Origin of the sequence: Paenibacillus sp. Cedars (assembly GCF_003184205.1) — a bacterium.
Classification (GTDB): Bacteria; Bacillota; Bacilli; order Paenibacillales; family Paenibacillaceae; genus Paenibacillus_AQ; species Paenibacillus_AQ glucanolyticus.
Genome location: NZ_CP020866.1, coordinates 3,487,050 through 3,499,632 on the forward strand (window position 1 = coordinate 3,487,050; position 12,583 = coordinate 3,499,632).

The following is a 12,583-nucleotide window of genomic DNA, read 5'->3' on the forward strand; positions in this document are numbered from 1 at the left end:
TTGCTTCTGATGCGGTTCAGTATTTACATTGGAGTTCATGCTTGCACCTGCCCTTGCGTACCGCCTGATTGAGCTTGCTTGGCGATAAGGTCCGCATATTGTATTTTATATACATCCTGATAAGGTCCTGGCACTGCAATCAAATCGTTATGCTTGCCGCGCTGCACAACACTCCCCTCATCCAGAACGAGTATTTCATCCGCATGGCGTAAAGAGGAAATCCGGTGAGCGATAATAAACGTCGTTCTGCCGTTCATGACTTCCTGGAAGCCGGATTGAATTTCGTGCTCGGTTTCCATATCCACTGCGCTGGTCGCATCATCCAGGATCAGAATTTTCGGATCCTTCAGCAGAGCCCGGGCTATTGCGATCCTCTGCTTCTGTCCACCGGAGAGTCCCATTCCCCGTTCGCCAACAATCGTATCGTAGCCGTCCTTCATCTCCATGATGAACTCATGAGCTTTGGCCAGCTTGGCTACCCGGATGATCTCTTCCATACTGACGTTTTTCATCCCGTAAGAAATATTGTTTCGAATACTGGACGAGAACAGGAATGTCTCCTGGAATACCGTGGCGATCTGACCCCGTAAACTTCGCACCTTGATATCATTAATGTTGACTCCGTCCAGTTTAATGCTGCCTTGATTTACATTGTAGGCATGCATCAAGAGCTGAATGATTGTCGATTTACCAGAGCCCGTTCCGCCAAGCAAACCAATAACGGAGCCGGGACGCGCATCCAGATTAATATCTTTCACGGCAGCCATCTTATTGCCATAAGCGAAGGTGACGTTATCAAATACGACGTGTCCCTTCACTTCGCTTGGCACCAGGTCTACCGCACGCTCGCGGTCTTCCACATCAATCGGCTGATTCAGCAGCTCCAGCACACGTTCTCCGGAAGCCTTGGACTGCGTATAGTTGTTAATGTGGAAGCCAATTCCCCATAAAGGGCCGATTATGTACCAGATCAAGGTGAAGAATGCTGCCAGCTCCCCCACGGTCATGGAGCCTTTGATAACCATGCCACCGCCGACTGCAAGCAGAATGACGACACTGATATTCGCAAACAGCTCCATCATCGGGAAGTAGCGTGCCCATAGCGAAGAGGCAAATATCTGGTTGGTTTTGTAGCGCTCATTCCGTTCGGAGAACTTCTCCACTTCGTGAGGTTCGCGTGCAAAGGATTTAACGGTTCGAACGCCCGTAATATTCTCCTGAACCGCGGTTGTCAGCGAGCTCAGCGCAAGACGCATTTCCTGGAACGCCGGATGGATCCTGGATTCGAACTTCAGGGCTGCCACAACCAGGAATGGCATCGCTACCAAAGTAACCAGCGTTAATTGCCAGCTGATGGTAAACATCATGATGGAACCAAAGGTCACCATCAATACTAAGTTAAGAAGCTGGGCAAAGCCGAACCCGATAAACATCCGGATTGCTTCCAGATCCCCCGTAAGCCGCGACATCAAATCCCCGGTCCGAGCCGTGTCATAATAGCGAAATGATAGAAATTGCAGTTTTTCATAGCAGGCGTTTCGCAGCGAGTATGCCAGGTAATTACCCAGCCTCCCTCCAAAGAATCCATGCAAAAACTGCATGAAGGCTTTAAGGATGACCACACCCAGCACTGTAAGTGCGAGCTGCGGTACGATCCCGTAATTCTCCAGCTTGATTGCATCGTCGATCAGCACTTTCAACAGCTGCGGATAGACGAGTCCCAATGCGGTTGCAATCGCCAGACACAGCATGGAAAGAAAAAGATAACTTCGTTTTTCCCAAAAGAAGCCCTGCAGTTGCCTGAGAACATTCATGTTTATCCTCCTTTGGATTATTTTCGTTCAGGTTATGTAGCATTTATGAAGTTTATCATCGACCCGAACCCGCGGCAAAGAGGGAAAACCGTCATAAATGAGCCAAAAGGACCTAAAGGCGGCAAATAGTATAACTTATCTTTGTTTCATGATTAAATCATCGGGAATTCTCATAAATACTAGGGGATATAATCACATTGTCAGTCCCTACAACCATCAGGCTTCATCCACTCTTTTCGACTTTTTTGAACATGCTTACAAAAGGGTAAAATCCTAACCTGCTTTCATCCTAGTGACGAACGCTGGAACGGATAAAAAGACGCGATCCCATCCCTTGACATGCCTCTGCTAATCTTGGAAATCTAATTTAATTAGGACAAAAGACGCCCCGCCAAGATGGCACACGGGACGTCTTTTTAGAGAAAACATGTAAATTTGAGGTTCGCAACAGACAGAGATCCGCGAAAGAGCACAACAGCTATTCTTGTGGGACTTTTATTGAACCGGAAGATATGCACTCTTAGTCAGACGATTAACCTGATCAGGTCCGCTCATGCTGCACAGTCGCGGACAATGCATCCAATTCGTCAGCCAGTTTTCTCCACATCATCGGGGATTGACCATCCTGCAGGGAACTGATGATGGCAGCCATGGATTCATTAAGCTGCTCCTCCAATACCGATACCTGATGCTTCAATGAAAGGGCGCCCATCTGTACATAGTGATCCGTTAACTGTTCTTCACGCATGGCGACTACATCCGCTATCGCTTCCTTTACCTTCGGTTCGGCTGCTTCACGAAGTTTGGAGCTGCCGCTGCCTTCAAAGAAATGCTTCGGGTTTTTAAACAGCGACCAGTAGGATAACCAATCTCCTTGAATTTGGAGCTCCGTTTCTCCAAGTGCCGGCGCTTCCCAGTCCGATTCCCGCCGAATCCCAAGCGACAAGCCCTCGGCCATGCCATTCATATCGGCTGCTGCCTTGGCAGCCGCACCTTCGGTTAATGTGCGGCCGGCCTGCTCCAGACGAAGCGTTGTCGCCCACAATTCCTGATCCAGCTCAATGGACAGTGTCCGCATCAGATCACGGCCGCAGGCCGCAAATGCCGCTTTCAGATGGCCTGCGTCTTCCCGAAGTACGGAAGGGTTAAAGGATTCCTGAAAAAAACGATTCAGCGCGTAGTCCAGCCGCTGCCGTACATGAAAGAGCAGCTCGCTGCTTTCTTGCGATATTTCCCGGGTTATGTTGTGCTCAGCCAACGCGGCCAGGGTAGATAAAGCTTGCACATGAGCCTCTTTGAGCTCAGTGATTTTACGCTCGCGCGTGGTTTCATCTTGGGCAGCCATATCCGCCCAAGCGCTGATGCGATTCCGCACCGAGGTTATCTCGTCATAACCCGCACGTTGTGACAGCCTTGGCAGCTCTTCCACAGCGAATCGGCTGATCGCTTGTTCAAAGACAGGGAAACCTGACTCCGCCAAGGTGTCTTCATCCTCATCCTGCTTGCTGCTCAGTGCAGCCAAACTGGACACGGGGAATATATGCGGGCTGCCCACTCCGCTTGCGGTGAGGTTGCTGCGAACATGTTTCACAACCTCCTCCAGCTCCTCTTCGGATTGTGCAAGATCAGCCGCATTGACGATAAAAAACATCTTATCCAAGGCAAAACTGTCTTTCACCCGACCAAGCTGGGACAGAAATTGTCTGTCCGCTTTCGAGAAGGCATGGTTGTAATAGGTGACATAGACAATGGCATCCGCATTCTTTATATAATTGAACGTTACACCGGTATGACGGGCATGCAGGGAATCGGCTCCGGGCGTATCCACCAGTACGATCCCTTGCTCCGTCAGCGGGCAGCTGTAATACAAGTCAATCCCGTCGACAAAACAGGACTTGGTTTCATCTGCTACATAGCCGCGGTATTCGGCCAGTTCTACTGTTTCCGTGGTACCCAGTTTCGTCTCCATCTCATTCCAGCCGGAGGCGGCTGCCTTCAGGAATCCGTAATGCGGCAGTCCTGCCGGATGAATGCCGCCTGGGGTTAATCCCTCCGCTACGCTCCGCCAATTCCCCGGATTCGGCTCTTCCAATCCCAATACGCTGAACGAATACAACAGATCGTCCCACCACATGTCGCGGCTCTTCATCCGCACGGCTGCAGTACCATGGGCATTCCCATCAGCCGGTGCGACAATCCGGTTCACCGCCGCCGTTGTCGGATGCGGTGACACCGGCAGGACCGACTCGCCAAGCAGGGCGTTGGCGAAGGAGGACTTCCCGGCGCTGAACGCTCCGAACAGCGCCAGGGTGAACGAGCCGCCCGCAAGCGCATCCGCGCGGGCGGTTAAATCCCGCGCGGCCGATGCCAGCGCGGGATGCGGCGCCAGCAGCGCGGCGGCAGCGCGCAGCTCTGCTGCCGCGGCCTCCAGCCGCTGGCGCCGCTGCGGGGCCGCCGCCTGCGCAGCGGCGCGGCGGGGCGCTGTGCGCCCGTGCCCCGGCTGCGCCGCTGGGGCACCAGCCCGGGCAGCCGCTTGTGCGGGCTGCCCTTCCGGCTCCCTCACCTCCGGCAGGAGGCCGGGGGTGAGGGAGGTCCGCGGCGGGAGCAGCTGCGCCAGCTCGGCCGCGCGGGCGGCTTCCGCCTGCTGCAGGGCCGCGTAGCCGGCGGAAGCCGCGGACTGCGCCAGGAGCTCCGCGCCCTGGCGCTCCAGCTCCAGCAGACGGACGGCGGAAGCGTCCGTCAACACCGCCATGAGCCGGTCGGCAAGCGCCAGTACGGCTCGGCGATAGCTGCCCTTGATTTCCTCGGCCAGCTCCCGGTTGTAGTTCAGCACATATTCACCGGACACCGTTGCCTCCGGGTTCACCGTGCGTGTAATCATATCTTCCTGAACCGTCGGGAGTTCAGCATCCATCAAACTCTCCCAATTCGCGCTCCATTCGGTATGCTGCTCCACGCTTTTACGGAACAAGGTCCGCAAATGCCAGTCAATCTGAGCAGTTGTCTGTTCCTTCAACCGATGATGGAAAGCCTCCAGACGGCGGCGGCGCTCCTCCTCCGTCTTCCCTCCTGAAAATAGAAAACCAACCTTGAAGCCGCTCTTGCGGCTTTCCAAAAAGGACAAACTTAAATCGCGGACATCCGCCGGCGTCAGATTAGCATTCGCCAGAAGAGTATCCGCTTCTTTGCGGAGTTTGCTGCGAACGACTTCCGGAAGGAGCTCCTCGGCAAGCTTTTGATCCTCCAGCTCCTGTAAGCGCGCCTTCAGCGCGGCAGCCGCTTTTTCGCCGCCCATCTCCTCAAGCAGCCGCTCCTTCTCCTCCTGATGACTGCGCGTATAGGCCTCCACATGCTGATCGGCAGCATGCCGAATAGAGCAGGATACACTATATTGTAACAAGGGTTCCCTATGGGATATCAGTTCACCGATTAAAGACTTCAGCGTTTCCCATTGATTGTAGGGATGATCCTGGACTTTAAGAGATGTGCACAATAACCCCTTATATGTGATTTTCCACTGAGCGAAGGCTTTTTTTACGTCATTCAGATAAGAAGCCAGTGTAAGCTCATCATCACGATGCTTATCGATCTGATTCACGATCAGGTAAAGCGGCTTCCCCCAATCCGACAAACTCTTCGCAAACATCAGATTACTCTCAGACTGCACATGATTGTAATCCATCACATAGAAGACGATATCCGCCATATGCAGGGCTGAATGCGTGGCAAGCCGATGTCCGTCATCCGTTGAGTCCACTCCCGGGGTATCCATCAACACGCCAGCTTCGCCAAGCAGCGGCACATCATCCCATACTTCAATCGCGGAATACTCCCTGCCTTCCTTGCAATATTCAGCCAGTTCGTCAATCGTGACTGTTAGAGGTTCACCCGAATCCGCAGCAGATCGATGGATCAGCGCCCGCGGTTCACCGCTGCGGATCGTGACCACGTTCGCACTTGTCGGTACCGGACCCGACGGCAGTACCTTCTTGCCGCATAGTGCATTAATCATGCTTGACTTCCCTGCAGAAAAATGTCCGCAAAAAGCAAGCGTAAGCTCACCGCCTGTACCCTTGCGTATTAAATCCTCAGCCAAGGTGTAGGAGGATTCATCATTCCACTCCAGGAATCGGTCACGAACCTGGGCCAGTTCCGAAACGTTATATCCAATCTCATGTTCAGCAATCAACTTCAATGTCATTTCTCGCTCCTGTCCATTGATCTCTCAATCTCTGACACAAATGATTCACATCATTTTATTTTATCACCGCTTGCTTCGTAAAGGAATCATTGCATTTTGATCCGGAGCCCATTCTTGCAAAATCACACTTCCAAGTATATGCAAAATGGCAGGCCAAGGAAGATATCTCTTCCTTGCCTGCCATTTGTCCAAAGACCATTACGACTGACGCAAACAGGAAACATGAAGTTGCATTCTTGTTCCATGCTAGTGCCAGGATATCCAATATTTTAAAACATTAAAATGGGAAGCTCTTAAGATACAACGGTATTTTCTTCGGCCGGAATCAAAATTTCAAATACATTCCCGTGCTGAAGAATAGTCAGACCGCGTGATTTATCGCGCATAACAACCACTTCCGGCTTTTGCGACATACGCTCCAAATAATGCTCCGGAGCATCCCCGGAGTGGCTGAACGTAACACCTTCAACTTCTTGTTCTTCGTTTTCGCTCAGTTGGCTTTGGCTCTCCACCACATGTTCAAAAATATCCGAGAACAATTCAAAATTGTCGGTGTAAACAGAGATGCATTTCATGTGTAATCCCATCCTCTTTTAAATTTGGCTCATGCTGATTCAGGTTGCCGTCCTCTCCCGATTTGCGAAGAAGTCAATCCCGTTCACTGTTATTTCCAGATTTCCATTCGCTTTTGGGGCTGAGATAGAAATCCGGAGACAAAGGCGAGCGATATATTCTAACTTAAAGATCTCGTCTGCTTCGCTGGCAGTTCGAAGGCGTTCATCACACCGAATCGGCTGAACTTCTTTTTTGTCTATTTCTTGCTGATTTTCGTTTGTTCCTTATTCTTCCTGACTGCTGAGGTTTTCATACGCTTCTTTCCTTCGCGGCAAACATCCAGCAGAGGGCACACCTGACATTGCGGATTTTGGGCTTTACAGTGATACCTTCCGAAAAAAATAATGCGATGATGTGTCAGCGTCCATTCCTCACGCGGCACCCGCTTCATCAGCTTTTTCTCCACTTCCAGCACGGAATCTTTCCAGCCGGCCAGTCCCAGACGCTTGGATACCCTTTCCACATGCGTATCAACCGCAATAGCAGGTACACCAAAAGCATTGGAGACCACGACGTTGGCTGTCTTACGTCCTACGCCCGGTAATTTGACCAGCTCATCATGAGCTTCCGGTACCTCACCGCCATACTGCTCGATCAGAATACTGCACAGATTCTGAATATGTTTGGCCTTGTTGCGATACAAGCCGATCCGTCTAATATCCTGTTCAAGTTCCTCAATCGGGACAGATACATAATCCAAAGGTGTTTTGTATTTCTGAAACAGATCCTTGGTCACTTTATTCACCGTTTCATCCGTGCACTGCGCGGATAGCAGCACGGCGATGGTCAGCTCAAACGCATTGCTGTGAACCAGCTCGCAATGTGCATCTGGGAACATGCTCTCCATCGTATCCAGAATATGCCGCACCGTTGCCGCATTCATATGAATTCCCTCCCGCAAAAAAAAATCTTGATGCGGAAATCCCCGCATCAAGACGGTGTTTCTCGAGCAATCCCAAGTAGATAATCTACTGTTTTACGATCTCTACAACGACACCGTTGTTTAAGTACAGTACAATATTATCATTTTCCTTGAGGGATTGCACGGACAAAGTAGTGTCACCTTGATGAACAAATACTTTATCAGATAATGCATACCGGAAATTATCGTTAATCGATTTACGCTTCACTTGAATTTCCGAGTTGTTCGCCAGCCAGAATGCACGTTCAAGTTTCTCCATGACGTTCACGATGGTGACGCCTTGAATGTCCTTGCGGATCTCTACGCGATCGCCGGAGACCAACGTGCTCAAATTCGTTGCCGTAGAACCATTCTTAACAACTTTTACACCGCCGCTTACACCCAGTGTCTGAGTGTTGCCGGAATGATCCTTCACTGTCAGCATATTACCGGAAGTATCTATACCCGTAACTTCACCAAGGGTCAATTTGACTTCGGCAACGGCAACGGCCGTTGTACCTTGAAGTGTGATATTAACAAGTGTTCCGGGACGCAGATCTGCAAGCAGGATCGCTTGTCCACTGTCTCCCGTCAAGGTAGCCTTGTCGGTATAAATATCGCTTGTAGTCCCCCCCGATTTTACACGAATTCGGTTCTTCGAAGGCTCCGTAAAGACAACCTCAAATTGAGCCGAAGTTTTGAGCTTTAAGCTCTGCAAGTAGTCCTGGTTGGTTGACAACTGGGCCGACACTTCGTCACCCACACGTACATCGGCCAGGGACGCATTCGATTTTCCGAAGATATCCACAATCAGAGCACTGTTATATGGTATCTCTTCCACTTTGCCATTCGCAGACAGAATGGAAATGATTTTCTTGGACGTGTTGATACTGCTGATTTTGCCTTCAACTTTGTAAACCACTTCTAATGACAGCGCGCGGGTTCCAATCAAGGTCACACTCACTTTGCGCCCTGCGCCAAGCAGCGGCTCCACTTTGTCAAGCGTCGTTCCGTTGCTAGATTCCAGCTTTGTCTTGTCATCCAGGATAATGACTCTAGGCTGGTTGTTGGCATCCTTGACCGTCAGCCAATGCGTCTTCGAATCATAGTTTACAATGGTGACCGCGTCCAGTTGCTCCATCTGACGCCCGGTCACTTCGATCTTGGTGATTCTCTCCTCACCATTGATGGTAAGTGTCACTTGATCGCCGGATACCGAATCAGCCAACAAATCGGACAACACCGGCTTTACTACGCCGCTCATAATGATCTCAGGCTTCTCCGCCAAGAACTTCGTTTCGAGCTGTGTGCTTCCGCTGCGCTTGTAGGTGATGGTCTTTCCGTTATCTTCAACGGAATACAATGTCGCTTGCACGGTTCGATCGACGCTTTGCGTAACCTCGAGCGATTGCAAGATGCTGTTTTTCACGGTGAAGTTCACGGTGAAACCCGTTTTCAGCTCAGCCGGCGTCAGGATTTGATTCTGGTAACGAATCACCGTTGCATCATCCCACGTGAACGAATCCTCATAACCGGTGCTATCCTTGAGCGTTACTTTTTTGTTTGCCGTGTCAACGTTCTGAACTACGCCTGCTCCAGCCTTGTTAACCAGGCCGCTCTTCACGCGAATAGCCACGATTTTCTTCTGCGGACTGTAGGTTTCACGCTCAATGGTAAGCAGGCTGCCTGCTGCCAATGTTTTCGGATCAATTTTGTTGCCGTTCTGATCCAGGAATACGGTAGTCGTTTCGTAGCTTAGCTCCTCAAAGGTACTGCCTGTATCCAGCCAAATCACGTTGTTGGGCGACAACCTTGCATAGGTGCGGTCGAACCGCTCCACCTGTTGGGTTGCGTCCGTAATTTCTACATAGGCAGCCGTACCGTTATTAACAACCACCACGGCTTGTGTATACGGATTGATATCTGAGAATTGCAATCTCTTCTCGGAATCGGATGCAAAGTATGCCGTGGAAGCATCCAGCTTGAACGAATTCAGCTTGCCATCCGCATACAGCTCCAATTTACCGTTCTCAAGAGAAGCAATGGAGCCTTTGTATTGATTCTCATAATTGGTCGTAATGTAGGCTTGTGCCCGGCTGAAGAACGTTGCAAGCTGGGCACGAGTCACAGCCCCCTGCGGATCGAACTTGTTGCCGGCGAGCCCTTTGGCAAGCCCCAGCTCAACCGCTACATTAACATAGCCCAGACGGTCCGGGGTTATTTTGGCGTTATCCGCAAAGCCTGTCGCTTTATTTTTGGCTGCATTGGCCTCCGTGGTACGTCCAATGGAACGGACAAGCACTTCGGTTATCCATTCGCGGGATGCTTTCTGCGCGCCCCAAATGACTTTCTGATCCGTATAACCGGATTCCTTTTGCTTGTCGAGCAGGTTTTGCTGAAAAGCCAGTTCAACATATTTCGTAAAATAGTCATTCACTTTAATATTTGTCGGTAATGTCGCAGCACCGCTGCTTAATTGATTCTGCATGTTTAAAAACCGGATCGCCATCGTTACAGCTTCCTGCTGTGTTACGGGATCATTCGGACGGAATTTTCCGTTATTCCCGGTTACGATCCCTTGTGCCGCCAATTGATAAATGTACTTCTCTCCCCAGTAACCGGCACTAACATCACTGAATACATTAATGGCTGATTGGGCTGCATTTGCTGTTGGTGCGTTTGCCGTTTCTTCATCTGCCGAGACGATCGAAGGCCCGCCTCCGAATGCTATAAGTCCGGCCATGACGGCGGAGACCACTTTTTTGGAATGAACATGTTTGCTGTGTCTAAGTACCATTTTCTTTCCCCTCTCAATAACTACTGCTTCATCATATACTAATATTCGACAGCAGAACGTGATCTCCTTCAACCATCATTACCGAGTCATAGGATTTTCCAAATCGACATGCCCCATCAACGATTCGGCCTGCTGACCATCTACCAGAAGCTGAAGTGATTTGACTTCGTCGAATTGGAAAAAGGTTTTCTTGATCGCATCGACAGCAAATGACTCTCCTCCTGCTCCCAAGTTGGCTTCATCAGGAACCGTAACGTCGATCGTCAAAGCCCCGTTTTCGAACTTCACCGAATTCAGCTCGATTTTCTCCCACAAGGGAATCATTTCGGCGTTATCACTTTTTTGGAGAGCCTTGTATGCCGCTTCGTATTTTTCATTGGCTTCTTTATATGAAATATCCGCGGTGCCTTCAACCAACTCCATCAATTCAGGGTCGGTATAGTAGGCTTTGATGCTCTCTGTTTTCGCATCCGGTGTGGTCGTTTCATTACCGCCACCCGATCCATTGGAAACTCCGCCGTTCCCTTGTCCTGTTTGATCATCAGGTGCAGGCGTAACTTGCCCCGGTGTATCGTCCGGTGCTGCGCCCGGTTTCTCTCCACAGCCTGCTCCAACCAGCATGACGGCTGCCAATAATCCAACTGACCATATTTTTTTATTCAAAAGTAGCCACCTCCTGCAAATCACGATAACTATCGTATCGTTAATCAACCTTCAAATAATTTTTAATGCCTCTGACAATAGCCGCAGCTACGCGATCCTGCGTCGCGGGATCAAACAGCTTGCTCTCATCGGTTTTGTTGCTCAGGAATCCTACCTCCAACAGAGCACCCGGCATTTTCGTTTCACGAATGACATGGAAATTGCCATATTTCACTCCACGGTCTTTTAAGCCCATGGCTTGAACGATCTCTTTGTGGAGCGCATTCGCCAGCGCTTTGTCAGATTCATTGTAATAATACGTTTCGGTTCCGCTTGCAGTGGAAGGGCCACTATTAGCATGTATCGATATGAAAACATCTGCCTTCAGATCGTTCGCAATCTTCGCGCGATCCTTCAGCTCGAGGAAAGTATCGTTACTGCGAGTCATGACAACTTGGATATTTTTTTCTTTGGCCAACAACTTCTCAACTTTTAACGCCACCGCAAGATTGAAATCTTTTTCCTTCTTCTTGGTTACACCGATTGCACCCGGATCGTGGTCTCCATGACCCGCATCGATAACCACGAGTTTCTTGCCGCCCGTACCCGGATCCGGTGTAGGGTTCGTAGTTGTGTTCAGATCGACAATGAACAGGCCTGATCCGTTCTCTGGGCCTGATACGGTGTAATTTTTGGCGGAGTTCAGATCAATAACGATGCGCACAGTCATCGGATTGCTGTTATACAAGGAGTAGCGGACCATTTTCACATCCGGGTATCCCGAAACCGTCAATTGACCGCTCTTTGTTGCATCATTAAAACTGGCGTTGCTGCTGAATGTATCCGAGAAAATCGTATTCTCCATATCAATGACGATACGATCCGGATTGCTCAATTTAGACACATTCGGTTTGGCATTCCCTGTAACGGCAACCATCAGCCTGTTCTCACTAAAGCTGAGGCCATCCACCGTCGACGTGTTCCCTCCAGGTTGTTCACCAGGATTACTCCCGCCGTTGGATGAAGTAAGATAGACTGCCTTCTGGGCGTTGTCCCATCTAACCTCAAGTCCCATCTGCTCACTTATGAAACGGATCGGAACCAGCGTTGTTCCGCCGCGCAGAACGGGTGCTTTGGCCATTTGTACACGCTGGCCGTTGATGTCAGCATTCTGGCTCCCAATTACCATCGTTACTTTTTGTGAGCCGTCTTGGACAGTGACCGTCTGACTTGCCTTGTTCCAATTCACGTTATATCCGAGATTTTCGGAAATGACACGGATCGGAACCATGACTGTGCCGTTGTTGTTCTCCACCTTCACGCCAGATGACAGATTGATTTGTTGACCATCCAGGTAAATTTTTGCGCTGTACGAACTCGCATCCGCCATTTTAGGAAACGCAATCATGATGACAACCAGAAACATTAAAAAACCGAACTTCTTCATCCTTCACCCCTACCATCCTATTATTTTGCCATAGATTGGCGTTTCTGCACTCGGCCTGTCCGACATTACCTGACAACCTATAGACGCCGAGTCTGAATGAAAGTTGCGAAATTGTTCCCTTTTTACCATAAAAACACCTATTTCAAAAATCGAAATAGGTGTTTGG

Annotated in this window: 7 protein-coding genes; all 7 read right to left on the minus strand. The window is 50.1% G+C overall.

Going from position 1 to position 12,583, the window contains the following annotated elements; translation table 11 throughout:
• Positions 1–35: 35 nt before the first annotated feature.
• Positions 36–1,814 carry an ABC transporter ATP-binding protein gene (locus tag B9D94_RS17575; protein WP_036636952.1) on the minus strand — a complete coding sequence of 593 codons (1,779 nt, stop codon included), beginning with the start codon at positions 1,812–1,814 and terminating at the stop codon, positions 36–38.
• 541 nt (positions 1,815–2,355) lie between these two features.
• Complete coding sequence (locus tag B9D94_RS17580; RefSeq protein ID WP_148247616.1) at positions 2,356–6,015, minus strand: dynamin family protein; 3,660 nt, start codon at positions 6,013–6,015, stop codon at positions 2,356–2,358.
• Positions 6,016–6,308: 293 nt separating this feature from the next.
• Positions 6,309–6,590, minus strand: a complete 282-nt coding sequence (locus B9D94_RS17585) for a hypothetical protein (protein ID WP_006209564.1) — start codon at positions 6,588–6,590, stop codon at positions 6,309–6,311.
• 236 nt (positions 6,591–6,826) lie between these two features.
• Positions 6,827–7,513 (minus strand): endonuclease III, encoded by a 687-nt coding sequence (nth, locus tag B9D94_RS17590; RefSeq protein ID WP_006209563.1) that lies wholly within the window; start codon positions 7,511–7,513, stop codon positions 6,827–6,829.
• A gap of 85 nt (positions 7,514–7,598) precedes the next feature.
• On the minus strand, positions 7,599–10,328 hold the full coding sequence (locus tag B9D94_RS17595; protein ID WP_148247617.1) for an S-layer homology domain-containing protein: 2,730 nt from the start codon (positions 10,326–10,328) through the stop codon (positions 7,599–7,601).
• A 78-nt stretch (positions 10,329–10,406) separates the two neighbouring features.
• The gene (locus tag B9D94_RS17600; RefSeq protein WP_148247618.1) at positions 10,407–10,991 is read right to left on the minus strand and encodes a GerMN domain-containing protein; all 585 of its coding nucleotides are present in this window, start codon (positions 10,989–10,991) and stop codon (positions 10,407–10,409) included.
• A gap of 40 nt (positions 10,992–11,031) precedes the next feature.
• Positions 11,032–12,417, minus strand: a complete 1,386-nt coding sequence (locus B9D94_RS17605; RefSeq protein ID WP_148247619.1) for an N-acetylmuramoyl-L-alanine amidase family protein — start codon at positions 12,415–12,417, stop codon at positions 11,032–11,034.
• Positions 12,418–12,583 lie beyond the last annotated feature (166 nt).

Coding starts and splice junctions, on each gene's coding strand:
- nth (WP_006209563.1), bottom strand. CDS start 7,513: ATGAATGCGGCAACGGTGCGGCATATTCTGGATACGATGGAGAGCATG.
- B9D94_RS17595 (WP_148247617.1), bottom strand. CDS start 10,328: ATGGTACTTAGACACAGCAAACATGTTCATTCCAAAAAAGTGGTCTCC.
- B9D94_RS17580 (WP_148247616.1), bottom strand. CDS start 6,015: ATGACATTGAAGTTGATTGCTGAACATGAGATTGGATATAACGTTTCG.
- B9D94_RS17585 (WP_006209564.1), bottom strand. CDS start 6,590: ATGAAATGCATCTCTGTTTACACCGACAATTTTGAATTGTTCTCGGAT.
- B9D94_RS17605 (WP_148247619.1), bottom strand. CDS start 12,417: ATGAAGAAGTTCGGTTTTTTAATGTTTCTGGTTGTCATCATGATTGCG.
- B9D94_RS17575 (WP_036636952.1), bottom strand. CDS start 1,814: ATGAATGTTCTCAGGCAACTGCAGGGCTTCTTTTGGGAAAAACGAAGT.